Here is a 26,026-nt window from a genome sequence, read left to right as displayed (position 1 = left end):
CGCGACAGACCGAAATAATAAACGTGTCTCCCATGACAATATGGACAGTGGGTGTCCCCGGTCGGGGGATTCTGAGGACACAGCATATCATCGTGTCTTGAAAAAACGAACTTAATTTATTTTTTGTCAGACAAAAAATTAAACACTTTCATTATCATGATCATCAAGTAAAAACGGATACTTCAGCAACATATGTTGAAATGTTCCTTTGTCTTTGAATGGGAGGAATTTACGGGACAAATTTTGATAGTAGCATCTCTGGTGGATGATTGTATTGATTATATCCAAGAACACTTTATCGCTAGGGCGGACAATTTTTGAGCATACCGGACACCTTAGTCTTCTAATAATATCGAACATTTTTTCGCCTCCTGTTTGTTTTCTATACTCCCTCTTAGCTCAATTGATGGTATAATCTTCTTGAAAAGTAAAAGGGGGAGTTTTCAATGAGGAAAATCAAGATGCTGATGGTAGCTGTAATTGTATTTATGATAGCAATACTACCGGGAATTGTAACAGACGCAGCCCCAAAAAACATGTATGTACACTTCATCAATGTTGGGCAAGGTGACAGTATTTACATTAAAGCGCCAAATGGAGAGGACATTCTCATTGATGGAGGAAATAAAGATGGCAGTGATGTCGTCGCCTATCTTAAAAAGCAGAAGGTAAAGGACATCGAAATCATGATCGCGACTCATCCAGACGCCGACCATATTGGCGGTCTTGATGAGGTTCTCAAGGCTTTCCCTGTGAAAAGTGTGTATGCTCCAAAAGTCGGTAATACAACGCAAGCATATAAAGATTTCTTGGTCGCTGTGAAAAATAAGAAACTTACCATCAAAGTTGCTAAAGCAGATGTTGTTCTGCCAATCAAAGGTGTGACTGCGAAGTTTGTTGGACCTGTAAAATCGTACAGCACTAGCGATACAAATGACTGGAGCGCTGTTTTGAAAGTAACCTACGGCAAAAAGTCGTTTCTGTTTACAGGCGACGCCGAGACTCGAGCAGAAGCGGATATGGTTAAAGCGAAAAAGGATTTGCGCGCTGATGTGTTGAAAGTAGGTCATCACGGTGCGAAAACATCGACCAGCGCAACGCTTTTAAAAGCTGCAAAACCAACATATGCGGTAATTTCGGTTGGCAAGAATGCCTATGGCCATCCAACATCGGAAGTTTTAAATCGGTTGAAATCTTATAAAGTCAAGGTATTCCGTACCGACAAACAAGGAACGATTATCGCAACAACCAACGGAACAACGCTTACCTTCAACGTAAAACCAATTTATTAAGAGGTGGTTAAATGAAATATATCATTGATCGCTTCGAGGGTAAATGGGCAGTTTGTGAGGCGGAGGATGGCAAAATGATCGATATTGAGAAAAGCAAGCTACCCAAAAACGCCCGCGCCGGCGATGTGATTGTACAAGAGAACGGAAAGTTCCGAGTGGATAAAAAAGAAACAGAGAAGCGGTGGAAAGAGATTGAAGAGTTGATGAATGAGGTGTTTGAGGAGTAACACCTCATTTTTTATATAAACGATTTTCCCAAAACAAGGGAGCGCTGAGGCGTTCTTTGTCTCTGGCATGGGAAACCCCTGTCTGTTAGAGTCATCTTCTGTCCTTCAGTGAGAGGCGTGTGGCGACTAATGATGGGTGGTTGGCGGCTCGTCATTGTAATGATGGAGAAGATCAACCTTCGTGGACTCAATCGTGGACTCAATCAAGGTACGAAGCGAGTGGCCGCTATCGTGGCGACTGCTGGGCGTCTGTTGCCCGTGGTATCCATTCGTCCGATGGCTGAAAGCCGGATCACTGGATAAAAGAAGAACACCGCTAAAAACCGACCTAATGCGCTCATACAGACGTTTTTGGGGAAAGGGAGGCTTTGTAGGATTGGATGATGCAGGGCAGACTCAATCAAGGGACGCGTCGGAGACATAGGATGTCGCGGAAATGCCCCCTTGGCTGTGTGGGCGAGGAAGTGGAAGTGCGCTACAAACGGTGTGGCGAAGGATACCAAGCCTTCTTCAGCGTTCAGCCGGTCAATCGGGTTGTCATCCCCGCCGAGTAGCAAATCTTCCGGTATGGACAGCGGCTCACACAAGACTTCATCGATGCCCTTGACGGACGACATGTGTCTCGGTTCAGTGAGACGCGATCGAGCGGCAACGGCACCGAATCATCGGATAATGCCAGCGCCCCTTGACGCAACTGTCCGTCTTGTTCCCACAAAACGAGCCGGACGGTAAGCGTCGGGATTAGGGGCGTGATGTCATTGACGTCACGAAACGCCGGATGGGGGGAGAACGAGACACCATGGGTATCCTTCGTGGCGGCGTCTGCCTCCTCCTGAGGACATCCCAGAGTCAACACAGGACATCCACACGACCCCCAGAGTGTGCGGTGACACGGCCAGCCAGGACAAATCGACCTCCGGCTTTTTCGGTGGCGTCGGAGTTAACCGGGGTCAAACCAGTAAACCAACAATGTCACCCTGATATATTGCTGTTTTTTCTCCCTTTTCCACATACAACAATATTAAAACTTTGGCAACGCCTCCACCGCATCCGCCAGATCACTATAGCTGTCTTTTAAGTATCGGGACGTTGTGGCAATATTGCTATGTCCGGCAAGCCTCCGTACTTTCTCGATGTCATTGTTCGTCGCCTTTAACATCCACTTACAAAACGTATGCCGAAACATATGGGGCGTCAGTTTTTTATTTGGCAGGCTGTAGCTTTCGATCATTCGCTGAATGCCTCGGACCGAAAACTTCGGCGAGCGTTGGCTGTAAAAGACGTATGGCGATGCGGCCACATGCGGTTTCTTTTTCGCCATTTCCGCACGAAACTTGAGCCAATCCTCCAGTTCTGCCAACAAGATATTCGAGATCGGTACCGTCCGAACCTTCATCCCCTTTCCCACGATCCGAATTCGTTTCATCTCTAAATCTAAGTCCGTTAATTTTAAATTGGATAACTCTTCCACTCGCAATCCCGCATAGGTAAGCAAATACACTACCGCACGGTCCCGACGATATTTCTCTTCAGGATCGACTCCCCGGCTTTGCACCGGTTTTTTCCGCATCCGATGCAACAAGTCCTCAAATTCTTCTTCTGTCAGCCACATAATTTTTTCGTTGTCTTCATCGGCCGATTTTAAATCCTGGATATCTTTCATTGGGTTCTGTTCGAGCTTATAATGTTCGACCGCCCACGCATAAAAGCTCCGCAACGCATTCAGGCGACGATTGATCGTGGAGATGGCCAACGGTTTCCCTTCGGCTGGATTCAACATTTGCTGAATCCATTTGCGAATATCGGCCGTCGTGACGTAATCACCTGGACGAATATGTAAATCGTTGAAGAAGATATTCAAGTCATTCGTGTAGGAGATGATCGTGTTCGGGGAAGCTCCCTTTTCTTGAAGATAAGTGACATACTCGTTGAGCATCTTTTCCATCCTTTCACTTATACGACGAGTTTAAAAGGATTCGAAGAGCAAATAATCGATTAAAAAAATAACATTATATGACGAGTATATCATAAAAAAGATAGAGTTGTTAGTCATATAACGTAAATTATATGGCTAGTTTAATTGTATAGAAAACAAGTATATACAAAAAAGAACCTTAGTCTGATTGTAAGTAATCTGTCAAACTTGAACATATTAATACTACTATCTAAAAAAGGGGAACGATCAGGATGGAAAACCAAAATTTGTTCCAATGGAAATATTATCAGTCTGAGATCATCCTTCCTACAGTGAGATAGTACCTACGGTACAACTTAAGTTTTCGTGATTGGTGGAAATGATAGAAGAGAGAGGTCTATCGATAGCTCACACAGCGATTATGCGTTGGGTGCATCAATATAGTCCTGAGTTGGATAAGAGAATCCGGCGTCACCTCAAGCCAACCAAGATTCCTAGAGAGTGGATGAAACTTATATCAGAGTAAAAGGACAATGGATGTACCTGTATCGTGCTATCGATTCTAAGCCTCGTGTCATCATCGTCGATAAATTCTCCTTTCATACATTCTCTTTGGTCACGAAAAATTCCCCTTTCGTAATCATGGACCATAGATTCTCTCATTTACACTATAGTTCTATCGTAAATTGTAAGTAGGGAATTTTATTCTGACTATATTGGGTATTTTTATTTATTTAACACATGTAATTTTTTATAAATTTTATCTATATATATAATTTAGAAATTTAGATTCAATATTTCCCAATTAAAACCTCAAATCAAAGTAGGAATATAAGGAGTGAGTATAGTGTCTAATATTAGTAAAATAAGGATGGTTTCTGATGAACTTAAATTTTTCTCTAATCTTCAATCAGAGTTAAAAGGACTATTTTTGGAAGTCTGCAATTGGCCAAAATCATTTTATTCTACAAATCATAAGGTAATTACAGGAAGGGCAATCTATTTATTAGGTATATGTATAGATAATTTGGATACTAGGATTAAAGAACTCATTACATCTGAGGAGAAAATACCAAATAATCCTCCCTCTTTAATAATTAAAGAAAATTTAAATACTGCTCAAAAAAGGTTTTTCTTTCTAACAAGTAAGTGTAAAGAATATCTGGATAAAATAGATAATTATTTAGAAGACAGTGAAGGATTAAGAGATCATCCTTCTATCTCTGTTTTATTAACGGTAAAAAACACGCTACTCAATACAGTGGAATTGGCTAACAAATTTGAAAGAGTAAATGATGATATTCCATTAGAATTTAAAAATCAACCAAACCGAGATCAAAAGTATGAACTTATTAGGAAGAGAGAATATATCCCTCCTAGATCAGAAAAACTTAGTGACAAACTAATGGTAAAACTTCATCAAATAGCACTATGTGTTGAACTTTCTGCTATTGAAATATGTTCTTCTTTTATAACAGACAATCCAGATATGCCTTGGGAGTTTTATTTTGATCTTTCTCGACAGTGCTATGATGAAGCAAGACATACAGAAATGCTTATTAAACGTGTAGAAGAGCTAGGAGGAAAAGACGGTATGCTCCCAATATTTCTTGATATTTGGGAATCAATACAGCTAGGAGAAAACTTAGCGGAAAAAATAGCGATCCAACAAGTGATTCAAGAAGGTCATGGTTTAGATTCAGATGTTATATTTACTGAATATATGGCTAATTTAAAGGATTATGAAACAGCAGCAATATTCGACTATATTACTGTAGACGAAGTAAGCCATGTCCGATTAGGATGTAAGTGGTTAATTTATTTATGTAAAGGAGATAAAGACCAAGCATTAATAACCCTAGACAATGCTTATAAAAAATTAATACATCATGGTTACCGTCCTAAAATGCCTGTTCAAGAAAAAGAACGTATTTGGGCTGGAATGAGTGAAGATCAAATTGCAAAAGCAAAAGAAGTTGTAGAAAAAACCATAAAACAGTCCTAGTAGATTAACTAATAAAGAGGCTGGCTTCAAAAGATCGATTCAATGACCTTTTGGTATTATCCCCTTATAGTAGACAGTGCAAAAAAAGGCTATACTGTCTAACTATGGAGGGGATTTTTTATGGAAAAAAAGAGAAAAACGTATTCTGCCTCACATTTCGCACCCTAACAAGGTCAAAACAAAGGATTTTTTATTTAGTTTTTCAGAATAACTTTTTGACCAACACAACGAGCGATGGCTATCCTTTTTTTACCATCGCTGGTCGTTCCGTATGACGTTACACGTAAATGCTCTCATCCAGCCCCAACCCCTGCAGAATCCTTCGTTGTTCAGGGGTGAGGGAGCGATCCAGTGAGCGTTGGATGCGTCCATCCGGCAGCTCCAGGAGGACGACGTTCACATATTGAAACAGCTGGAAAATCGCCTGCCCCGTCGGTCGGGTCAGCTTGCGGCCTCCGGCGCCCTTTAATGGGTGTTCGGGTGTGATGAACTGGCGCACCCGGCGCTGAAAGACGCGGTAAATGGCCAAGGCCAAGAGAAACAAATAGCCCAATACCGCAACTCGTTCTGGCTTTTTGACATAGATCTCATCCGTGAAAAAAGGGTCTTTCAAAAAAGCGAAGTTCATTTCCACCGAGATCTGCCCTTTATATAGCTTCAAGATCTCTTGGGCATCCATTTGTTGGCCCTTCCATTCCTCCGGAACGGTCGTGACGAGGACAAACCGGGACGCTTTCCGTCTTGCCTGTTCCCACGCGTTTTGGTCGAATTCGACGTCAAGGCGCAAGAGATACCGCGTCTCCATCTCGGGTTCCGCCCCTTTTTTCGGCCGTCCGCGCCGTTTTTTCGGGCGTACGATCTCTTCGATCGCGGCCTTGACCTGATGAAACCGTGGGCGAAGGGACATCTTGAGGGACGCCAAGGCTTGTTCAGCGTCTTCCCGGCACGAGAAAGGGTGGCGCTCCCAATGGGCTTGTTCCTCGCGAAGAAGCTCCGCTTCTTTGGTTCGTTCTTTTTCGAGCGTCTTTCCTTTTCGCTGGTCGAGCGCACTCGATTCGACGACGATCAGCCGAACGGGGTGGCCTTCATAGGTGGAGGATGTTTCCCATACCCGGTACGTGGCGCCGTTTCTCTCCGCCAGGGTAAAGGGTTCGCTCCACGGGATGTGAGGCGAATCGGCCTCCGCTAATGCCCGTTTCACGATCCGAAGCGACGAAGGGCCTCGGGTGATCAAAAAGGCGTTGGCCGCTTTGGTTTGCGCCAGAGTGTCTTTTGTCATCGCGGCGGAATCGGCCACGTAAATCCATTCGTCTTCCATCTTGGCTTGTTTGAGCTGTTCGTGGACACGGGACAGCACCTCCGGATTCCACGTTTTGTCAGGCAGGTTGCCGTCGTGCACATCGCCGTAAAACGGGATGCCGTCCTCGTTGCCGACCAGTCCGAAGCCGATCTGTTTTTGCCAACGATGATGGCGGTTATAGCCATGTGTGATCTGCAAAGCCTCTAATGAGGCCGATTCATACGCGCCGTAAACCGTCTTGTCCGTCGTATCGGCGTGAAAGGCTCGGAGGGAAAGGCCTTCTTTGCGATAAATGTGAATCAAGCAAGTGCTGATCACCTTGTGAATGTCGGCCTCATACAAGCGGTCGAGATGACGAGCCAAGGCATCGTCGTTCAACCAGGAAGGATGGAGACCGGGACGGATGAGTTTCTCTAGATCGATCTCCTGAGCCCATCGTTCCACGTGAACGAGGGCTTGCCGGCCGTCAAACAGATTGTAGATGATGGCCTGAACGGCATCGCTGACTCGAGTCTGGCACTGTGGATCAACGGGAACGAGATGGTCAATCAATTGGGGCAGGCCCAGTTTCTTGAATAGGGCACTTATTATATTCAAATAATCATTACGATAGACCTTTTTGACTTGAACGTTCATGAGAGAAAAACTCCTTCACTTTCCTTGTATGTCAAGGATTCATTCGACGATGGACACAAAAAATCCTCCCGATTTTCGTTGGGAGGGTGCGAAATGTGAGTTCTGCAGAATTTAAAATGGACATTGTTCATAAGTACCTTCATGAAGGTTGGAGCCAAAGTGACCTTTTAAAACACTTTCATATTCATAACTCGATGTTACAGAGATGGGTGAATCAGTACCAAAGAGAAGGAATAAAGGGCCTGAAAGAAAAACAAGGAAAAACGATAGGAACGAATAAGGGAAGACTGCGTAAAAATCCGTCAAGTCCAGAGGAGAAAATGAAACGCTTAGAAGCAGAAAATGCCTACTTAAAAAAGCTCTTGGCTGTGAGAAAGGGGGTTGATACGACAAAAGAAAAATCTTTAGTGTTTACGATCATTCATGAATGAAGAACTCAATTTCCGGTTGTCCTATTATGTGAGATTGCAGGGGTTTCTACAGCTGGATATTACAAATGGGTGAAACGTCAGACAGAACCATCGAAAAAACAATTAGAAGATCAATGGATCATGGATAAAATAATGGAGTGTGAAACAGACAAGGAAATCCATTGGAGTTATGGCTATCTAAGGCTGAAAACGTGGTTCCAACGTGAGTACAACATAAACATCAATCATAAGCGTATCTATCGATTAATGAAAAAGATGGGAATCCAAGCCAAAATCAGAAGGAAAAAGTGGAAGTATTTCGGCAGAAAAGAAGCGTATGTGGTTTCAAAAAATCATTTAAACCGAGAGTTTACAGCTGAAAGACCGAACCAAAAATGGGTGACTGATATTACATATCTGATTTTCAATGGACAACGTTTATATTTATCTGCCATTTTAGACCTCTACAATAATGAGATCGTAGGGTATGAAATCAGTGAAAGAAATGATCTTTCACTTGTAATAAACACGGTAAAAAAAGCCATAAAAAAACGAGATGTAAATGGTCTCCTCCTCCAATAGTGATCAAGGATACCAATACATCTCCCAAAAATATCACCAATTATTACAAGAATACAACATAAAAGCAAGCATGACTAGAAAAGGGAATTGTTTCGATAATGCCTGTATCGAAAGCTTTTTTAGCCACTTTAAGACCGAGTGTTTTTATCGCTATCGCTTTCAAACCCCAATGGAGGTACGGAAAGCTGTAGAACGGTATATCACGTTTTATAATCATAAACGATTTCAAAAGAAACTAAACAACCTTACTCTGATCGAATTTAGGGGTATGGCTGCTTAGTGAATCATTCTTTTTTTATTACTGTCTACTTGACAGGGGTAAGACCATTTTGAGTCAGCCTTTCCTTAAATCACTAGTTTCCTTTCTCTTTATACTTTAGATTGCGGTAAATTTATCCAATTATACTTCTTCGTTTCATTAGAAATAATATTGTTATTCCTCCAAATGTAAACGACCAATATTTAAACGCGCATTTACTATCTAGGGTGAATACATGTTCCTTCATACAATTGGTAACACAATGATATTCCATCTTCCTTTCTATGGTTAAAAAGTTTCTATCTATAATAATATTTTTATGTGATTTTTGTGTAATTATGAGTTTTTTGACAGGATCAGTGTAAATTAAAATATTCTAACAGGCGTGTTGATTATCCAATAAAATCCAAAGGGTATAGAAAAAAGAGCACCTTTCCTGTAGAATGTGAGTAACGACACAAACAAACCCAGGAGGTGCTCTCTATGAACAAGCATACCACACTCCCGAATTTGATGCAAAAACTTGTTTCGGATGAAGAGATTCAACTGATTGCCGAAGCGGTTGGGGATCGTGATTCGTCTCGAACCTTTCCGTTGCGCGAGTTGATTCACTTCTTCCTGCTGGCCGCCATGCATCAATGGAAAAGCTTTCGCCACGGAGCCGATGTGGGGCCTCTGTATGGATTGCCGCGATTCCATTATTCCACAGTATCCAAGAAAGCGAAAGAAGTTCCCTATGACATCATGAAACGCTTGTTGGCGTTGATCATTTCCAAGTGCAACCGCCAAACCCGCCGTTCGCTTCGGTTTCCCAAACCGCTTCGGGTGGTGGATTCGACGACCGTCACGGTCGGGAAAAACCGCCTGCCATGGGCGCCGTATCACGGCGAACGCGCCGGAGTGAAGCTGCACGTCGCGTATTCGCCGGAATCCTCGTTGCCGGCAGACGTGGTGGAAACCATCGGACTGCGTCATGATGGCCCAGTGGGAGAACAGTTGACGAACGCTCAACAAGTGCTGGTGGAAGACCGGGCGTATTTCAAAATCGAACGCCTCGATCGATTTGTAGAGCAGCATCAGTTCTTTGTCATTCGGATGAAGGACAACATCGAACTTCATCAGAAAAAAAGCTTGAAACGCCTTTCCAGCACATCCTCATCGGTTCAAGCCGACTTCACGTGCCAGTTGGGGACGAAACAATGCCGATCGACCAAGCGTCACCGGGTCGTGATCTTTCGAGATGCAAATGGCCGCGACATTCGGGTCGTGACGAACCTCTTCCATGCGTCTGCGGAAACCATTGCCGACATGTACCAACAACGTTGGACTGTTGAGGTCTTTTTCCGTTGGGTGAAGCAATATCTGAATGTCCCGATCTTGTTTGGCACGACGGAAAATGCGGTATACAATCAGCTGTTTGGGGCGTTCATCGCGTATGTGTTGCTGCGATGGCTGTATGATCAAACCAAAAAACAGACGAACGTCTCTCTTTCCTTCATTTCGTTTGTTCGCCGTTTTTTCTCTGGGCAGCTTCCTCTCGATTGGAAATCCGGGATGGCCGCTGCTTTGTTTGAGTATGCCCAAATTTATGGAAGGCGTATGTATAATTTTGGATAATCAACACTCGTGATATTCTAAAATCTTTTCACTATTTTTGATTTTTTCCTATTGAAAACCCTTTGAACAAACGTCCACCGTATGGCCTCAATACCTCATCACAGAGGTTGATTAGATCATCTTTATTGTGATTTTTATAGAAATTATTAAGTGCCTGAGCAAGTTGAGAACAAAAATTAATGTCGTACTGTTGCAGTGCTCTCCAAACCCATTTTCCCTCTCCTATCCAATAATTATTTGTTCTTAGTACAAATTCATGTATAGAATAAATTAACTTATTTACAGTAAATATATCTTCAATATAATCAATAGAACCTTCTAAGTCATATAATAATTCTGATATGCCATATCTAGAAACTTCAATTTCATGATGCTCCCATTTAGGAGGACCCATGTCAAGTAGTCTTTTAGCTTCCTTCTTGATTTCTTCACTGTATCCTAATTTGTCTTTAATAACAACTCCTTCCCAACACATTCTTGGTAATGAAGGTCTTGCTCGTTTACAATCCCTATTAAAATACTCGTACAGTGAAGCTTTAGTATGTACGAATAGCTCAATTGGCCAATTATATTCTATAAATGATTCTCTGTAGGGTGCGTTTTCATCATTACAAATTACCACAATGTCTAGGTCTGAAGTATTTGTGTAATCTCCTCTAATTATACTCCCCCCTAAGATAGCCAAATCACAATTTGGGATATAGTTATCTATAAATTTTAAAGCAGCTTCTATAGGCGGTATCCGTAAAGACATATTTATCTCTCCTTTTGAATATTTGTATTATGAATATTTTACCACTCAATAGTGAGTTAAGTCCATATAATTGTGTAAAAAGGGAAATAGAAAAAGAGCCATGTTGCTTCCCCTTTGGTAGAATAAACAGTGGACCAAAAACACCAAACATAAGGAGGAATGCAACCATGGCTCAATATCATATTACCCTAAATGATGAACTTTTGCACGGGTTATTCACCAGAGATGAGGGATTAGCTAAGCTATTGGAACAAGTCCTCAATCAAATCCTCGAGGCACAAGTAGAAGAACAGCTGGGAGCTCGCCGTTATGAACGAACGGAAGAACGAAAAGGCTATCGAAACGGTTCGTATCCACGCCAGCTGACGACCCGGGTAGGACGGTTGACCTTGCGCGTTCCACGGACAAGAGATGGGGAGTTCTCTACGGAACTGTTCCAACGGTATCAACGGAGCGAACAAGCACTGGTACTGGCACTAATGGAAATGGTGGTAAACGGGGTGTCTACCCGAAAAATCACTCAAATCACGGAGGAATTATGCGGCACTTCGTTTTCCAAATCCACGGTCTCCTCACTGTGCAAGGGACTGGATCCGATTATCCAAGACTGGAATTATCGTTCCCTTCATGAACACGTGTATCCGTTTGTGCTAGTAGATGCTATTTATACGAAAGTCCGGGAGGATGGACGAGTACGCTCCAGAGCCGTGTTGATCGCTACAGGAGTGAATGAGGAAGGATATCGAGAAATTCTTGGCCTGCAAATCGGAAACAGTGAATCGGAGTCCAGCTGGAGCGAGTTCTTCGGATGGCTGAAAGACCGGGGACTCCGGGGAGTGGACTTGATCATCTCGGATCAGCACGGTGGGCTGGTGCAAGCCATTGAAAAGCATTTCCAAGGCGCTACATGGCAACGATGCCAGACACATTTTATTCGTAATATCCTCGATGCCGCACCAAAGTATATGCAGGATGCCTTGCTCGAGGAGATTCGTGGGATTCTTCATGCTCCAAATAAGCAAACGGCCCGGCTGTTATTGGAACAAGTGCTGGCCAAATGGGAAGAAAAAGCCCCAAAAGCCATGCAAATCCTCGAAGAGGGATTCGAAGACGCCACCGCCGTATTGGACTATCCGGACCGTTACCGGCGGCGCCTGCGCACGACCAACGGAGTGGAACGGCTGAACGAAGAAATTCGCCGCAGAGAACGGGTCATCCGCATCTTTCCGAACCGGGAATCGGTGTATCGCCTCGTTGGTGCCGTGTTGATCGAAATCGATGAAAAATGGATGTCAGGGCGCAAATACTTGGATATGGCTGAATATTGGCAGTGGCGGAAAACGAAAGAGCAAGGAGTCCGATCGGTGAATCAGGAGGCTCCGGCGATCAAGAGAGTGGGATAACCTCTACGCCGTGTCAAGGAGAACGTGGAATACCGGAGCGAAGCGAGGATATGCCGCGAAAGCTCCTTGACACGCCTGTTCCTTGACAACATGATCATTTGTCCGGGAAGGCGACCGGCAGGGAGACTTTCCAGTCTTACCTACCATACGTCAAGTCATCAGGTCCATGTTGTCTATCAAAGGGGAATTTACACAATAATTTGGACTTGACCCAATAGTGCCCTATACATAGTTAATTTTTTGGAATATTTAATATTTAAGTTGTGTAAATTTTTATTGGTTATTTCATATCGATTTTTATAAAGTAGGTGGATCTTTATGCCTGAAGGAATACATGAAATTAAACTAAAAAAGGTTATTGATATTGTAATAACTACATTAGTAAACTCAAGCTTTTGGATAGAGCCGAAAACTGAAAGAGGAAATAAGTATCTCAATTATTGGCTTGACAAGAATTTATTAAAAAATATTTTAAATGAATTATTAGTAAATAAAAGAGCAGCAGTTTATAGAGATGAACATAATAATCTATTGATATCAGACAAAGAAAAACCTAACTCTCTTTTAATGGAATGCTCTTCACTTCGCTTTTCTTCTACTGATCAGGCAAAAGGTATATTAAATATCCCAATCGAATTATTGTCTTCCCAGAAAGCAAGAGAATATACGGGTCTTGAAGTCAGAACAAAACTATTTAGATTCCATGGAATGATTCAGGGTCTTATTCGTTCGTTTCAACGGGTAATATCAAAAGATATAGAGTATTTAGGAATATCTCATGAATTTGTTTTTTATGACAAAGCATACATAGATTTGTTACTCAGTTTTTTACAAAATAATATAGTTTTTGAAAAATGGATAGAAGAGGAAATAATTATATTAAATAAGGCATACGCAGCAAATTTAATAAAAAAAGAGGAGTATGAAAAGAGAATTTTAAAATACACAAGGAGTGAAATTAATCATGCAAATCACACTAGATAAAGGTAATACCTTAAAAGTTGAGGTTGAAGATGTTAATGGTGAATTAAAAATTTTTTGTGATGGAATTTTACTAAAAACAATAAGGGATAAAGATGTGCTCCTATTAGATGGTTTAGTAAGTAATAAAAGATTAGATTTTAAATTAAAAAGTTTTGGAAACTATAAATGCGTTATAAAACTTAGCAACAATGACAAGATTCTCTATCAATCTTGCCCTTCCAATTGGGAAACTGGAGACCCAGCTTGGGAGGATACAGTTCTAATAGTAGTGGAAGAAGGTGTAATTATATGACAAAAGCTAAAGTAGATGAATGTCCTTTCCCTAAATATGTACCTCTCTCCGGCGAAGCTTTCTGCGAAAATCTTGAGGTAAAGTATACATTGTATCATGATCACATACCACAACCTACTATAGGATATAAAGCTAAATGGAGCGAGATTAACAAAGACGTACCTAATATTCTAGCCGATGAAAGATCATGTCCGGCTATGATGAGACGTGAGGAAATTGGAATAACAATTAGGATGCCTTACACTGCCACTTTTTACAGAGATGGTTCTATTGAAATTAAAGAATTTTATGGAAAAGAAGATAATACAACATATCGTTATCACCCCCGCCAAGGAAAGGGGATCGTTTTAAATAGATCTTCTAATGAAGAAAAAAGCTTTGCAGAGTTTCCAGCTTGTCTTATGACACTTCCGCAACCAATAGACAGCCAAGCTTCGCTAGGTTTATTTGTCTTGGGGGATATTAGATTAAATACATGGATTATTGATTCAGGCGTTTTTTTACTAGATGTCCCTAAAGATTATGCACTTATTATCACCCCTGTTGCCCACAAAAAAGATATTCCAGGTGTAGTCTTACATCAAGGCGTTTCAGAATCTGTTCCAAGAATAATGGGGTCACTTAAAATACCTGTAAAAATTGACTTTTCTCAAATTCCTGATAACCAGGATTCTGTCACTATACCTAGAGGTGAACCTTTACTTAGTTGGATACTTGTTAAACTACCGAAAGTTAGTATTAGTGAAATAAAAGTAAAACAAGATATAAACATCAATGACAACACTTATATTTTACTTTCGCCTAATGGGTTGTCCTCAGAATTGCAAACAGTTAATGATCATATATGCGAATTAACACGATTTAATAAAGACTACGACTTATCTATTAAACTAAGTGGTTTCGAAAATAAAATATTTGTATTTTTAAAAAATAATAAATATTCTTATACTAGAATTAATGAGTTGGCTAAAAAGCTTAACTTAACTAGAGAGCAAACTATAAGCTCTTTAAATAAATTAACAAAATTAGGATTAGTATCTATATTAAACCATATAGATCCATTACCTGCACCAGAAATCAAAGTTGAAAGTTGGATGGGTAAAAGTCGTAAAGATGCTTGGAATGAAATATATAAGACAGGTAGATATTATCGGACTGTAATAACAAGCCCGTCTGAAGAAATTCAATCACTATTTAAATTGTTAAAAAGAGAGGGTCTTCACCATTTTCTGTGATTTCCACTCAATCCTAGAAACATGTTAGCTGGATGAAATAGGTTCATCAGTCAGGATCCTTCTTCCGCATACAGACCACGAAGTTGGTAGAATGGAAACAGTCAAGTGCTTTCCTTGACGGGTTCCATTCTACCAACGATCATACCGAGAGCGGAAGAAGGGAGCGTTTAGGCAGCCTGACTACCTGTAGTGTTCCCTATACACTCCAGAAATACACGCAAACGAAACCGTTCCCGATTTCGATAGCCATATGCCCGGCGTTTGATGTTTTTGATCTTGTGATTCGTTCCCTCGATTCGGGCATTGGTATAGGGGCACAAAAAGTAGGAAAGAATCGGCTCCTTCCACCTTTCAAGCGTGTTGGCTACTTCCTGAAAAGAAGCAAAAGGGCTCTGTTTGGCTAACTGAATCCATTCTTCCAAGCGTTCCTTTGCTTCGTTATATCCATCGGTTCGGTAAAAATCCCGAAACAACTCTTTCAGATAATAGGCAATGGAAAGTACCGGATACTCCTCCAAGATATCGTCTAATCGATGCCGTTGGTCCTGACGAAGCTTTTCACAGCCTTTCAAGAGAAGATATCGAGCCTTTTTCAATGGAGAACATTCCTTTCTTGCTTGATCCAAGGCTTGTGTCACTTTTTGAACCACATGGTACTTATCGATGACAATCGAAGCAGATGGAAACAGGGCACGAACCGCCTTATGATAAGGTTCCCACATGTCAAGAATCACCGTTTGAACCCTTTCTTTCGACAGGACCTTTTGGCTCAACAAGTGGATAGCGGAGTCACATTGGCGATCGGCATGCATTCCCATGACGGATCCAGCTTTGGCATCCATCAATATGGTTTCATACTGATGTCCCTTTTTTACAGCGATTTCATCTAAGCTAAGCACCATCTCTTCTTGAGAAGATGTTTCTATCGCTGTCTGACGCTCTTTTGCTTTTTTCGATGCGATGGAGTAATAGATGCGTTCCAATGTCGTATATGGGATACGGTGCTTTCGGCTCACCTCTTGAATGGTGGAACCTTCACAAAGTTCATACAAGTACTCACAAAATCGGTTGGTGTAGTGCTGATTGGGTTGAACCGATTCCAAAGAGGCGGAAAACACTTGAGAGCAATTCCAGCACCGATAGCGCTTTATTTTCACGAACAAGTACACCGGTTGATGGAAAATCGCCAAATCCCGTACTTTTCTTGTCCGTCTGTCGTGGACAGAGGAAGTGGCAAACCCACAATGAGGGCAATGTTCCTGTGTCTCTGTTTTCTCTACATGAATCGCATAACCATAGGAATGAAGTTCTTGTTTAATCACTTTAAATTCTGGCAATCCTAGTGGTATAGAAAGCACTTACGAGACCTCCTTAATGTTGATTTCACCGCTAACATTATTGCCAGGATCTCGTCAGTGCTTTCTCTTTTTTGTCACTAAATCACAAAATTTGGTGATGAACCAAAAGAGATAATACCTTTAGTCAAATAAACGCAGTGGACATAGGATGTGGAATTGGTGCAGAAACTTACTTTATGGCTCAAAATGGTTTAATAACAACAGGAATAGATATTTCTGAGATAGCTATTAATTTAGCTGAGAATAGATATAAACACGAAAATATGACTTTTAAATGTTGCAACCTGCAAAATACCGGAGTTAATTCTAATTCGGTTGATTTTGTCAATGATAGAGGAACATTCCAACACTTATTTACAGATCAAGAACAGTTAGCATGGTTAAAAGAGATAAAAAGAATTATTAAACCTGGCGGGTGGCTTTTCTTACGAGGAATTTATTCTGAAAATCCTTTCCCTCACTATATTAGCCCAACATTGAGGGGAACGATAAGTGGATACATTTTGGGATTAAATAAAGATAGGGTTACAAATATCCTTGGGAATGATTTTGACATCGTTTACGCACGTAAAATACCTTGGATTAATGATAATAGTAAAATGGACGGATATATGGTGTTAGCTAGGAGAAAAGGGAACGAATCAAAACTAAGTTTTATTACAAAATAGTAATTTGAAAGGAGGTGATAATATGAAAAAAACGGAAATTATTGAATTCCTTAACAATGAAACATCTTTAGAAACTCTTGATATTAAAGCAATGGTTGAAGAAAAAGTTCAAGAAGATTTGCTCAGATTCCGCACTTGTGCAACCGACCCAATAACAAGCTGGTAACCCTCTGGATTCGATTTATTTTCAGTACCTAAAGTAAAGACTGTGCTCTTTTTTAGAGCACAGTCTCCTAAATTATGGATAAGGAGCTGATAATATGGCACAAGTCATTTATAAAGATAAGTTAGGAAGAATGTTTACTTTTGATGCCTCAAAAGGACAGAAATTATCAGATGTACTTTATAGTACGAAAATTCCTAGAAATTCTGTTACAGCTCGAAAAGGGAATAAAATAGTCACAGAAGATATAATACTACAAGAAGATGACATTATCTATCTGGAAATGAATAGAGGATATGATTTGGTACATATCATGCTAATGGAAACAGAAAAACATGAAACTCAAAATCCTATATATACCAAACCAATTTTATGGTTCAAAAATGGAAATGTTCATAGAATTGAAAAACAATTTAACGAAGAATCTCTGGCCCATTATATTGAAACACAGCTTGCCAATACTTTAATCACTGACAAAATGATTGAAGAAAACGATCACATAGTTTTAGGTTTTTCTGGCGGTAGAGATAGTACAGCCTTCTTAGTTGCGAGGCAAAAGATATTAAATAAGTTACCTAACCATAAAATAACAAATGTAACCCTGAGAGGATTACCAGACTGGGATGATGAAACAGCTTTCGGGTATACAAAAGAGCTAAGTAATAAATTTGGAATAGAGCAATATGTTGTAGAACCAGAGGATATACAACAGGAATTTAATCTTAAAGCACCAATATCGGAAGTACTTGATGAACTATTGCACGGTCCTGATGCAATGCATGTTATTTGGATTGGACATCACATGATAAGGCACATGCTTCGAAGAGCAGCAGAAAGGCTAAACGCAAATAAAGTGGCTTTAGCATTAAATGAAGAGGATTGTTTAGCTACGGTGCTTTCCTGTTATTCAACAGGTTATCTTACTGGTGCAATGCCTGTAAGAAGAATTGGGAACATAGATTATATATACCCATTATGGCTATTCCCCAAAAAGGAATTAAATCTTTATCTATATTCAGAAGCAGAACACTTAACTAAACAGGGGCCACCGAGTCGCTTTAATGTAGGTCCCGCTTTAAGACACTTCTACTATGCTATGACAGATTATATGCAGGATATTTGGCCAGGTATAGAGCATCATTTTTATCATGGATTTAGAAATTTACAGAAATTATGGAATGATAAGATCACCTTTTCAGAATGTAAGAACTGTGGAGGAACTTTACTCAATCAAATTGGATATGAACCCCCAGAACTTTGTGATGTCTGTCAATTGTTTGAGGAATATGGGGCTATTGATTATCACAAAAAGAAGTAAAAACTACAAATAGAAAGGTAAATAATATGATTAGAAACTATATTTTTACACCCAAAAAAGTCTTAAGCAAATATTTAGAACAAAAGGGAATAGACATTATTGATTTGAATATTTCTAAAAATATAATAATTACTCACAATCCTGAACTTGCTACTAAAATTGCTTCTTTATGTTCAGCTGATATTGTAAGAGAATGGGTATATCACCCATATTATCCTCTGTTTTACACTGAATTCGGAAATAAAGATTTAAGTATTGCAGCAATTAGAGTAGGAGCTCCGGCTGCTACTTTACAACTTGAAGAACTCATAGCTTTAGGTGTCCAAAATATTATAAGGATTGGCTTAGCTTGTTCTATATCAGAAAATTTAAAAATAGGAGACTTAGTTACATCTAAAGGATATCTTTCATTAGAAGGCACCTCTAAGTATTACGGAGGAAGTGAGTATATTACGGCTGCTTTCGATAATAATTTTTATAATTATCTAATATCAAGTAGTATAACTTCTTCTCTAGGAGTTAGTATAGATGCGCCTTACATGGAAACTAAACAGCTATTCTCTATACTACAAAAAAAAGGATATGAGTTTGTTGATATGGAAGGAGCTGCTCTTCATTCTGTCTGTAACTTCAGAGGGGTTAATTTAACTGATTTGTTAATTATTAATAACGAAAGTATTAAAGATTGGGATATCGTATTCTCTGGCAGGAAAATTGTGTTGGATCAAGCCGTCCAAATAGTATGTGATTATTTTCAACAGAGGAGTTGACGTAAGTGGTTCTTAAAGGAAGATCATTAGATCGTCTAATAAGATTATGGCTACTAGAAAATTTAGTTAATTTTTTAGGTAATGGTATGGTGGAAATCGCCATTCTCTGGACACTAATAATTATTACCGATAATCCTACATATGTAGGATTATATATCATTCTAAAAACACTTACTGGTTTGGTGTTTACTCCCATTGCAGGTGTTATGGCTGATCGATTCAGCAGAAAAAAAATTATTATTATATCTAACTTATTTAGAGCGTTAACACAAATTATTACTGCTGTCATAATTCTAGTATTTCCTAGTTTTACAATAGCAGGATTGTTAATTGGAATTTTATGTGTAACAGCAGGAAGCAATTTCTTCTTTCCTGCTGTCTCCTCTCTCATCAAAGATATTATACCTAGAGAAAAATTTCTTCAAGCTTCTGCATACCGAGGTGCCTGTTTACAGGGGGGATATCTAGTTGGCGCCTCACTTAGTGGCTTCCTATTAAACCTTTTTGCATTTCCAATAATTTTAATAATAGATGCTTGTACCTATATAGTTTCTATCTTTATTTTTTTATCTTTCCCTGAGGATAGAGAAATTAAAAATGAACAACATAGTATATCTGTACAATTTACTTTATTTAAAGATATAAAAGAGGGATTAACTTATCTGCGAACAAATAAGAAGGTATATACATTTTTGTTAATTGGATTAGGACCAGGGTTAGGAATGGTAGTAATTAATACATTTCTTAGTTACTACGTTCACTCTCAGTTGAAATTAACTAGTACTCATTTTGGGATTATTGAAGGTGCATATGCAATAGGAGCAATTTTTGCAGGTGTCTTAATTGGAAATATCCAAAAGAGATTAAATAGTTTCAACCTAGCTACTACTTCTCTATTACTTTTCCCTATCTTATTCTTTGTAATGTTTTTTCCTATAAACTTCTATGTTCTATTCATAACATTCATTGTTTTTGGAGTCGTGGTAATGGTTCAAAACTCCAGTTTTCAAACCATTATTACAGAAAGTACAGACGGAAGTTTTTTAGGGCGTGTATTAAGCTTTAACTACTTTGTGACATCCGCAATTTTCCCGCTAATAACATTATTAATTGGATTAATAGTACCTAAGGTTCTAAGCGTAAATATTTTATTCCTATGTACAGGAATATTTTTATTAATAGTGAGTATATTAGGAGTTTTATATATACAATCCTTAAAAAGAAATATTTCTAATCAAATTGAACCTTTTAAAGAGGGGATCTGAAATGAAAATGTTCAGTTCCGATTTACAAAATTCTTTATCATTAGCTAAGCAACAAGCGTGGAAATTTGGTGTATCGGAAATTAAATCTGAACACCTATTATGGGGATTGATTGCAGATACTAAATTTAATTCAGCACAGATACTAATTAATGCCGGTATCGATTTGGACGTAGTAAAAAAGGAAATAGAATCTAAATTAACATCAATCAAACCAGGTAGAATGTATTCTGAAAATGGTGAAAAAATCTATAAGAGCATGCTATCTCTCGCAGAACACCACCAAAACATAATAGATACACAACACTTATTATATTCACTCATAAGTACTGATTGTACAGGAACCAATATTATTAAAAAAATTGGAGGGGATCCCCTGAGAATAAAATCTCTCTGTTTAGAGTATATTAATGGAGAATCTTTAACTAGCACTTACTATAATACGCCTAATTTAGATAAATATTGTATTGACCTAACTGATTTAAGTACTAAAGGAAAGTTATCTTTTCCAGTAGGGCGAGAAAAAGAAATTGATATATTGCAAACTGTACTTCTAAAAAAGAAAAAGAGAAACATCGTAATTACCGGTTTGCCAGGAGTAGGGAAAACCTCATTGGTTGAAGGGTTAGCTATCCGAATAACATCTAAAGAGGTTTCTAAAAAACTCTATAATTTAAAGATAAAGAGCCTAAGTTTGGCAAGCCTTGTCGCTGGTACCAAATTTCGTGGGGAGTTTGAAGAACGGTTAGTAGGTATAGTAGAGGAGTTAAGTATGTACCCTAATATAGTTCTATTTATAGATGAGATTCATACTTTGATAGGTGCCGGTGCTGTTCCTGGTGGATTAGATGCATCGAATATACTAAAACCGGTATTAGCAACCGGTAACTTTATTTGTATAGGTGCTACCACTGAAGAAGAATACGAAAAATATTTTAAAAAAGATGCTGCTCTTGATAGAAGGTTTCAAAGGATACCTTTACAGGAACCTTCTAAAACAGAAACGTTAAAAATTCTTAGTGTTTTATCTCATGAATACGGTAAATACCATAATGTTTTTTATAGTCAGGAGGTATTAGAAGAAATAGTTGAATTAGCTGATAAATACTTTCCAGACCGATATTTCCCTGATAAAGCAATCGACTTATTAGATTACGTTGGGGCAAAAAATAGTCATAAATTTACTTATAATGAGGTTTATAAGATTAGTAAGCTAGACATTGAACGCGCAACTTCTGATTTACTAATATGTGAAGATAGAGGAACATATATCACTTGACGTTAAAAGGGAGACACTCATGAAAAAACAGTGAAGAAGCACTTCTTTCACCACTTGCAACTCACATTTCGCACCCTAACAAGGTCAAAACAAAGGATTTTTTATTTAGTTTTTCAGAATAACTTTTTGACCAACACAACGAGCGATGGCAATCCTTTTTTTACCATCACTGATCGTTCCGTATCACGTTACACGTAGATGCTCTCATCCATGCCCAATCCCTGCAGAATCCTTCGCTGATCAGGGGTAAGGGAGCGATCCAGTGAGCGTTGGATGCGCCCATCCGGCAGCTTGAACAGGACGACGTTCACATATTGAAACAGCTGAAAAATCGCCTGTCCCGTCGGCCGGGTCAGCTTGCGGCCTCCAGGACCCTTCAACGGGTGTTCTGGAGTAATAAACTGACGCACTCGGCGCTGAAAAACGCGGTAAATAGCCAAGGCCAACAGAAACAAATAGCCTAATACTGCGACCCGTTCTGGTTTTTTGACGTAAATCTCATCCGTGAAAAACGGATCTTTCAAAAAAGCGAAGTTCATTTCCACCGAGATCTGCCCTTTATACAGCTTCAAGATCTCTTGGGCATCCATGGGTTGGCCCTTCCATTCCTTCGGAACGGTCGTGACAAGGACAAACCGGGACGCTTTCCGTCTCGCCTGTTCCCACGCGTCTTGGTCGAATTCGACGTCAAGGTGCAAGAAATACAGCGTCTCCACCTCGGGTTCCGCCCCTTTTTTCGGCCGTCCGCGCCGTTTTTTCAGGCGTACGATCTCTTCGACCGCGGCCTCAACCCGATGAAACCGGGGGCGAAGGGACGCCTTGAGGGACGCCAAGGCTTGTTCGGCATCTTCCCGGCAGGAGAAGGGGTGACGCTCCCAACGGGCTTGTTCCTCGCGAAGAAGCTCCGCTTCTTTGGTTCGTTCTTTTTCAAGCGTCTTTCCTTTTCGCTGGTCGAGCGCGCTCGATTCAACAACGATCAGCCGAACGGGGTGGCCTTCATACGTCGAGGCCGTTTCCCATACCCGGTACGTGGCGCCGTTTCTCTCCGCCAACGTAAAGGGATCGCTCCACGTCGTGTCCTCAGCATCCGCTTCGGCCAGCGCGGTTTTCACGATCCGGAGCGACGAAGGGCCTCTGGTGATCAAAAAGGCGTTGGCCGCTTTGGTTTGCGCCAGGGTCTCTTTCGTCATCGCGGCAGAATCGGCCACGTAAATCCATTCGTCTTCGATTTTGGCCTGCTTCAGCTGTTCATGGACACGAGACAGCACCTCGGGATTCCATGTTTTATCGGGCAGGTTGCCATCGTGCACATCGCCGTAAAACGGGATGCCGTCCTCGTTGCCGACCAGTCCGAAACCGATCTGTTTTTGCCAACGATGATGGCGGTTGTAGCCATGTGTGATTTGTAAGGCCTCTAACGAGGCCGATTCATACGCGCCGTAAACGGTCTTGTCCGTCGTATCGGCGTGGAAGGCTCGGAGGGAAAGGCCTTCTTTGCGATAAATGTGAATCAAGCAAGTGCTGATCACCTTGTGAATATCGGCCTCATACAAGCGGTCGAGATGACGAGCCAAGGCATCGTCGTTCAACCAGGAAGGATGGAGACCGGGACGGATGAGTTTCTCTAGATCGATCTCCTGAGCCCATCGTTCCACGTGAACGAGGGCTTGCCGGCCGTCAAACATATTGTAGATGATGGCCTGAACGGCATCGCTGACTCGAGTCTGGCACTGTGGATCAACGGGAACGAGATGGTCAATCAATTGGGGCAGGCCCAGTTTCTTGAATAGGGCACTTATTATATTCAAATAATAATTGCGATAGACCTTTTTGACTTGAACGTTCATGAGAGAAAAACTCCTTCACTTTCCTTGTATGTCAAGGATTCATTCGACGATGGACACAAAAAATCCTCCCGATTTTCGTTGGGAGGGTGCGAAATGTGAGTTGCAACTTAAATTCCTTCGAATATCTTCTTGCGTACATCTATATAAAAGCCCCCTTCATTTGGTCACCACGAAGATAAAAAACAACCTTGTACAGTGACCAAATTTATTAGGGGGCTAATGAAATGGATTTATTACATTTGCGGCAATAGTCGATTTTCATTTTTCGAAAGATGGTACTGTCGTTTCAACTGTTGCTTGTTCTGCCGCAATTCCTTGCTGACAATTTTCCTTCACTTGCAACCAATATCCTTTACGAAAGCTACGAATGTTCATATTTACGGTTACTTTTCAACTTTTTCGAGTACTATATTTTTCTCCATTTGGAATTTTACTTTTCGCGCATGCTCATCTTCTTCAAGTATAACCATTTTTCTTGCCCGTTCCATAATCCCGATAAGCATCTTATAATCTTTTTGAATAACGGCAAGCTCTTTCTGTAAAGACTCCTTTTCCAACTGCAGCTTTGTCACCGTTTGCTGCAGCTGCTCCATATCTCTTTTTAACGTACGGTTTTCATCCTCTAACCGCTGATAATCAAATGCATCTGTCCTTTGGGCTTCTAAAAATACGATTACATCCCTCCATGTTAATTTGTTTTCAGCCGTTTCTTCGTTTTTTTCCTTCTCTTGCTCCACTGCTACGATAATTTCCTTTTTCTTTTCCTTCCGCTGCCTTTTCGCTAGTTCAATCGCTTCTTTGTATTGTTCCGCACGTATGAATTCCAGCGAAATCCGCAGGCGGCCGGCGTCCGCGATAGAAGGCGCCCTACTTCCTTAAATGCGGCGAGCTGAGTCCCCCCTTTGCGAATATAGCGCAATACGACTTCAGCCAACAGCAAATCTTTGTCTTGCTTCCATGCATCTTGGCGTACGTTCTTCATCATTTTTGTCCTCCAGTTTCTTTTTTACTATATGTTATGCAACTAGTAGAAAAGATAGGAGATAATGTATATTATGCGATAAGTTTAAGCCGGAAAATAGTTATATGGATATCGTCTCAATGTGCTCAACACTCTTTCCTCGGTCACCGGCGACCCGTAGTCTTTTGGGCCGGGAAGGGCGGTGTGATAGGCTGGACCGAGCCGGAAGGCGAGGGCTTCGGCGCTTGGGCTTGCAGTGGCTGAGCCTTTCCGGCTGCCAGCCGACCATCACACCGCCCCGGGGACCCGGACCAAAAGGAAACGGAAGCGCCGGTGCAGCTACACCTATCTGTCGCTTTTTGTCGAAAATTAACCAATATTTAATGTCAGACAAAAAATAAAACAATAAACATCATTATTGATCGCGGCGGTGCTTTGAGCAACTCCTTGATTCTGCTTCGCACGGCCGTGGACAGCGGAAGGTTCTGGATCGCAAGCAGCTTCTCCGAGCGGCTGAGCGCCGGGCTTCCCCAGGCTCCGGCCGGATGGCCAAGGGCCAGAAGGCGGCCAGCCGGGAAGACCGGCGCGGAAATGGAATCTTCGTGCGAACCACGAAACTTTTGTTTGTTGGAAGAAAAGATGAAATAAACGTTTATTTATTGTTTTAATTATTTTAATGTATACTCTATTATTTTTATCATCACTTATTCGTTTAATGATTTGTTGCTTCAAGCAGCGGTGCAATGCATTGGCTTCTTCGGTCACGCTTCGCACGGCTATGGATGGTCATGCTTGCAAGCGGCATCCGCGGACAGGCCGGCGCGGATTTCGTTTATCTGATATAATCAGTAGTAAATATACGCTTCTGAAAGGCTTCGCTGACTGGGGTGATCCATTTGAGCGACAATCTTACCAAAGAGCAACGTTCCAAGACCATGAAAGCCATAAAGTCGCGCTCGCAGTTGGAAGATACGGTCTCAAAAGCCCTCTGGAGGGAAGGATATCGATTTAGAAAGAACGACAAGACCCTCCTTGGGAAACCTGATATCTCCATCAAAAAGTATAAAGTCGCCATCTTCATTGATTCATGTTTCTGGCATGGATGTCCACTGCACGGAAATATGCCTGAAAGCAATAGGGAATATTGGGAAAAAAAGCTCTTGAGAAACAAAAATAGGGATCAAGAAGTCAACGAATATTATAGAAAAATGGGCTGGAATTGCTTGAGAGTGTGGGAGCATGATTTGAAACAGGATTTTGATCAAACAATAAAGCAAATAAAGAATTTCATTGATCAAGCCATGGATGGATGAGCGCTTGGATGCAACAAGCGTTTTTTTATTTGTAGAAAATTATAACCTTATAAGGTTTATGTATTATACAAAGATAAAAACTATGATGTTAATTGGAGGAGGGGGAGGAATTTTTTGCTTCATAATTCCAGGAGGAACAAAAATTTATTGCAAAAAATATTAAGCAAAATTATAAG

24 protein-coding genes and 3 pseudogenes are annotated in these 26,026 nt (G+C 40.7%); 20 read left to right on the top strand and 7 right to left on the bottom strand.

Going from position 1 to position 26,026, the window contains the following annotated elements:
• Positions 1-446: 446 nt before the first annotated feature.
• From GC56T2_RS17580 to GC56T2_RS18275, 3 genes are all read left to right on the top strand, one after another.
• Entirely contained in the window at positions 447-1,292 is an 846-nt protein-coding gene (locus GC56T2_RS17580) for a ComEC/Rec2 family competence protein (RefSeq protein WP_011229479.1), read from the top strand.
• An 11-nt stretch (positions 1,293-1,303) separates the two neighbouring features.
• A complete protein-coding gene (locus tag GC56T2_RS17575) occupies positions 1,304-1,519 on the top strand; it encodes a DUF3006 domain-containing protein (RefSeq protein WP_008881774.1) in 216 nt (71 codons plus the stop codon).
• Positions 1,520-1,944: 425 nt separating this feature from the next.
• A complete protein-coding gene (locus GC56T2_RS18275) occupies positions 1,945-2,073 on the top strand; it encodes a hypothetical protein (protein WP_255211305.1) in 129 nt (42 codons plus the stop codon).
• Positions 2,074-2,540: 467 nt separating this feature from the next.
• Here GC56T2_RS18275 and GC56T2_RS17565 read toward each other — a convergent pair whose 3' ends face one another.
• The gene (locus tag GC56T2_RS17565; RefSeq protein WP_144977515.1) at positions 2,541-3,455 is read right to left on the bottom strand and encodes a tyrosine-type recombinase/integrase; all 915 of its coding nucleotides are present in this window, start codon (positions 3,453-3,455) and stop codon (positions 2,541-2,543) included.
• Between the two features lie 251 nt (positions 3,456-3,706).
• Here GC56T2_RS17565 and GC56T2_RS17560 point away from each other — a divergent pair.
• A pseudogene (locus GC56T2_RS17560) lies at positions 3,707-4,013 on the top strand (DDE-type integrase/transposase/recombinase); the annotation flags it as partial.
• A 268-nt stretch (positions 4,014-4,281) separates the two neighbouring features.
• The gene (locus tag GC56T2_RS17555; RefSeq protein WP_012301089.1) at positions 4,282-5,439 is read left to right on the top strand and encodes a DUF455 family protein; all 1,158 of its coding nucleotides are present in this window, start codon (positions 4,282-4,284) and stop codon (positions 5,437-5,439) included.
• Between the two features lie 277 nt (positions 5,440-5,716).
• Here GC56T2_RS17555 and GC56T2_RS17545 read toward each other — a convergent pair whose 3' ends face one another.
• The gene (locus GC56T2_RS17545) at positions 5,717-7,375 is read right to left on the bottom strand and encodes an IS1634 family transposase (protein ID WP_144973931.1); all 1,659 of its coding nucleotides are present in this window, start codon (positions 7,373-7,375) and stop codon (positions 5,717-5,719) included.
• Positions 7,376-7,470: 95 nt separating this feature from the next.
• On the opposite strand from GC56T2_RS17545, the gene GC56T2_RS17540 reads away from it, so the two are divergent.
• From GC56T2_RS17540 to GC56T2_RS17525, 4 genes and pseudogenes are all read left to right on the top strand, one after another.
• Positions 7,471-7,806: a helix-turn-helix domain-containing protein gene (locus tag GC56T2_RS17540; protein ID WP_144977512.1), complete on the top strand. Its 336-nt coding sequence runs from the start codon at positions 7,471-7,473 to the stop codon at positions 7,804-7,806.
• 15 nt (positions 7,807-7,821) lie between these two features.
• Positions 7,822-8,367 (top strand): annotated as a pseudogene (locus tag GC56T2_RS17535) (IS3 family transposase); the annotation flags it as partial.
• Positions 8,348-8,647 (top strand): IS3 family transposase, encoded by a 300-nt coding sequence (locus GC56T2_RS18415; RefSeq protein ID WP_139761701.1) that lies wholly within the window; start codon positions 8,348-8,350, stop codon positions 8,645-8,647. The pseudogene GC56T2_RS17535 and the gene GC56T2_RS18415, both read left to right, overlap by 20 nt.
• Positions 8,648-9,109: 462 nt before the next feature.
• Entirely contained in the window at positions 9,110-10,243 is a 1,134-nt protein-coding gene (locus GC56T2_RS17525; protein ID WP_144977509.1) for an IS4 family transposase, read from the top strand.
• A gap of 31 nt (positions 10,244-10,274) precedes the next feature.
• Here the strand turns inward: GC56T2_RS17525 and GC56T2_RS17520 are convergent, their stop codons facing one another.
• Positions 10,275-10,997, bottom strand: a complete 723-nt coding sequence (locus tag GC56T2_RS17520; RefSeq protein WP_012301091.1) for a nucleotidyltransferase domain-containing protein — start codon at positions 10,995-10,997, stop codon at positions 10,275-10,277.
• A 167-nt stretch (positions 10,998-11,164) separates the two neighbouring features.
• Between GC56T2_RS17520 and GC56T2_RS17515 the strand changes: the two genes are divergently transcribed.
• The 4 genes from GC56T2_RS17515 (at position 11,165) to GC56T2_RS17500 (ending at position 14,911) form a co-directional block, all read left to right on the top strand.
• Positions 11,165-12,400 carry an IS256 family transposase gene (locus GC56T2_RS17515; RefSeq protein WP_031406929.1) on the top strand — a complete coding sequence of 412 codons (1,236 nt, stop codon included), beginning with the start codon at positions 11,165-11,167 and terminating at the stop codon, positions 12,398-12,400.
• A 318-nt stretch (positions 12,401-12,718) separates the two neighbouring features.
• Positions 12,719-13,384, top strand: coding sequence for a hypothetical protein (locus GC56T2_RS17510; protein ID WP_012301092.1), 666 nt, complete (start codon positions 12,719-12,721; stop codon positions 13,382-13,384).
• On the top strand, positions 13,365-13,676 hold the full coding sequence (locus tag GC56T2_RS17505; protein ID WP_012301093.1) for a hypothetical protein: 312 nt from the start codon (positions 13,365-13,367) through the stop codon (positions 13,674-13,676). The genes GC56T2_RS17510 and GC56T2_RS17505 overlap by 20 nt, the downstream gene beginning before the upstream one ends.
• Positions 13,673-14,911: a hypothetical protein gene (locus GC56T2_RS17500; RefSeq protein ID WP_144977505.1), complete on the top strand. Its 1,239-nt coding sequence runs from the start codon at positions 13,673-13,675 to the stop codon at positions 14,909-14,911. Before GC56T2_RS17505 ends, GC56T2_RS17500 begins: the two co-directional genes overlap by 4 nt.
• Positions 14,912-15,078: 167 nt before the next feature.
• On the opposite strand, the gene GC56T2_RS17495 is transcribed toward GC56T2_RS17500, so the two are convergent.
• Entirely contained in the window at positions 15,079-16,269 is a 1,191-nt protein-coding gene (locus GC56T2_RS17495; RefSeq protein ID WP_144973182.1) for an ISL3 family transposase, read from the bottom strand.
• Between the two features lie 128 nt (positions 16,270-16,397).
• Here GC56T2_RS17495 and GC56T2_RS17490 point away from each other — a divergent pair, with 128 nt between their 5' ends.
• From GC56T2_RS17490 to GC56T2_RS17470, 6 genes are all read left to right on the top strand, one after another.
• A complete protein-coding gene (locus GC56T2_RS17490; RefSeq protein WP_144977502.1) occupies positions 16,398-16,937 on the top strand; it encodes a class I SAM-dependent methyltransferase in 540 nt (179 codons plus the stop codon).
• 22 nt (positions 16,938-16,959) lie between these two features.
• The gene (locus tag GC56T2_RS17910) at positions 16,960-17,103 is read left to right on the top strand and encodes a hypothetical protein (protein ID WP_012301095.1); all 144 of its coding nucleotides are present in this window, start codon (positions 16,960-16,962) and stop codon (positions 17,101-17,103) included.
• A 94-nt stretch (positions 17,104-17,197) separates the two neighbouring features.
• Positions 17,198-18,418 (top strand): tRNA lysidine(34) synthetase, encoded by a 1,221-nt coding sequence (locus GC56T2_RS17485; RefSeq protein WP_012301096.1) that lies wholly within the window; start codon positions 17,198-17,200, stop codon positions 18,416-18,418.
• A 26-nt stretch (positions 18,419-18,444) separates the two neighbouring features.
• Positions 18,445-19,188 carry a phosphorylase family protein gene (locus GC56T2_RS17480; RefSeq protein WP_012301097.1) on the top strand — a complete coding sequence of 248 codons (744 nt, stop codon included), beginning with the start codon at positions 18,445-18,447 and terminating at the stop codon, positions 19,186-19,188.
• A gap of 5 nt (positions 19,189-19,193) precedes the next feature.
• Positions 19,194-20,453 carry an MFS transporter gene (locus GC56T2_RS17475; protein WP_012301098.1) on the top strand — a complete coding sequence of 420 codons (1,260 nt, stop codon included), beginning with the start codon at positions 19,194-19,196 and terminating at the stop codon, positions 20,451-20,453.
• Between the two features lies 1 nt (position 20,454).
• Positions 20,455-21,729, top strand: a complete 1,275-nt coding sequence (locus GC56T2_RS17470) for a Clp protease N-terminal domain-containing protein (RefSeq protein WP_012301099.1) — start codon at positions 20,455-20,457, stop codon at positions 21,727-21,729.
• 188 nt (positions 21,730-21,917) lie between these two features.
• Here GC56T2_RS17470 and GC56T2_RS17460 read toward each other — a convergent pair whose 3' ends face one another.
• The 3 genes and pseudogenes from GC56T2_RS17460 to GC56T2_RS18270 all read right to left on the bottom strand — a co-directional run bounded on the left by GC56T2_RS17460 (position 21,918) and on the right by GC56T2_RS18270 (position 25,302).
• Positions 21,918-23,576 carry an IS1634 family transposase gene (locus GC56T2_RS17460; protein WP_144977498.1) on the bottom strand — a complete coding sequence of 553 codons (1,659 nt, stop codon included), beginning with the start codon at positions 23,574-23,576 and terminating at the stop codon, positions 21,918-21,920.
• 383 nt (positions 23,577-23,959) lie between these two features.
• Positions 23,960-24,558, bottom strand: a pseudogene (locus tag GC56T2_RS17450) (RsfA family transcriptional regulator).
• A gap of 348 nt (positions 24,559-24,906) precedes the next feature.
• Positions 24,907-25,302 carry a hypothetical protein gene (locus tag GC56T2_RS18270; RefSeq protein ID WP_255516162.1) on the bottom strand — a complete coding sequence of 132 codons (396 nt, stop codon included), beginning with the start codon at positions 25,300-25,302 and terminating at the stop codon, positions 24,907-24,909.
• Between the two features lie 122 nt (positions 25,303-25,424).
• On the opposite strand from GC56T2_RS18270, the gene GC56T2_RS17440 reads away from it, so the two are divergent.
• Positions 25,425-25,850: a very short patch repair endonuclease gene (locus GC56T2_RS17440; RefSeq protein WP_023634600.1), complete on the top strand. Its 426-nt coding sequence runs from the start codon at positions 25,425-25,427 to the stop codon at positions 25,848-25,850.
• Positions 25,851-26,026 lie beyond the last annotated feature (176 nt).

Origin of the sequence: Geobacillus sp. C56-T2 (assembly GCF_007829715.1) — a bacterium.
Classification (GTDB): Bacteria; Bacillota; Bacilli; order Bacillales; family Anoxybacillaceae; genus Geobacillus; species Geobacillus icigianus.
This window is presented reverse-complemented; position numbering and strand designations above follow the sequence as displayed.

Excerpts from the sequence above, each read along its gene's own strand:
- GC56T2_RS18415 (WP_139761701.1), top strand. The coding sequence starts at position 8,348 with ATGGTCTCCTCCTCCAATAGTGATCAAGGATACCAATACATCTCCCAA.
- GC56T2_RS17500 (WP_144977505.1), top strand. The coding sequence starts at position 13,673 with ATGACAAAAGCTAAAGTAGATGAATGTCCTTTCCCTAAATATGTACCT.
- GC56T2_RS17565 (WP_144977515.1), bottom strand. The coding sequence starts at position 3,455 with ATGCTCAACGAGTATGTCACTTATCTTCAAGAAAAGGGAGCTTCCCCG.
- GC56T2_RS17910 (WP_012301095.1), top strand. The coding sequence starts at position 16,960 with ATGAAAAAAACGGAAATTATTGAATTCCTTAACAATGAAACATCTTTA.
- GC56T2_RS18275 (WP_255211305.1), top strand. The coding sequence starts at position 1,945 with ATGTCGCGGAAATGCCCCCTTGGCTGTGTGGGCGAGGAAGTGGAAGTG.
- GC56T2_RS17575 (WP_008881774.1), top strand. The coding sequence starts at position 1,304 with ATGAAATATATCATTGATCGCTTCGAGGGTAAATGGGCAGTTTGTGAG.
- GC56T2_RS17485 (WP_012301096.1), top strand. The coding sequence starts at position 17,198 with ATGGCACAAGTCATTTATAAAGATAAGTTAGGAAGAATGTTTACTTTT.
- GC56T2_RS17525 (WP_144977509.1), top strand. The coding sequence starts at position 9,110 with ATGAACAAGCATACCACACTCCCGAATTTGATGCAAAAACTTGTTTCG.
- GC56T2_RS17545 (WP_144973931.1), bottom strand. The coding sequence starts at position 7,375 with ATGAACGTTCAAGTCAAAAAGGTCTATCGTAATGATTATTTGAATATA.
- GC56T2_RS17520 (WP_012301091.1), bottom strand. The coding sequence starts at position 10,997 with ATGTCTTTACGGATACCGCCTATAGAAGCTGCTTTAAAATTTATAGAT.
- GC56T2_RS17480 (WP_012301097.1), top strand. The coding sequence starts at position 18,445 with ATGATTAGAAACTATATTTTTACACCCAAAAAAGTCTTAAGCAAATAT.
- GC56T2_RS17505 (WP_012301093.1), top strand. The coding sequence starts at position 13,365 with ATGCAAATCACACTAGATAAAGGTAATACCTTAAAAGTTGAGGTTGAA.
- GC56T2_RS17580 (WP_011229479.1), top strand. The coding sequence starts at position 447 with ATGAGGAAAATCAAGATGCTGATGGTAGCTGTAATTGTATTTATGATA.
- GC56T2_RS17470 (WP_012301099.1), top strand. The coding sequence starts at position 20,455 with ATGAAAATGTTCAGTTCCGATTTACAAAATTCTTTATCATTAGCTAAG.
- GC56T2_RS17515 (WP_031406929.1), top strand. The coding sequence starts at position 11,165 with ATGGCTCAATATCATATTACCCTAAATGATGAACTTTTGCACGGGTTA.
- GC56T2_RS17510 (WP_012301092.1), top strand. The coding sequence starts at position 12,719 with ATGCCTGAAGGAATACATGAAATTAAACTAAAAAAGGTTATTGATATT.
- GC56T2_RS17460 (WP_144977498.1), bottom strand. The coding sequence starts at position 23,576 with ATGAACGTTCAAGTCAAAAAGGTCTATCGCAATTATTATTTGAATATA.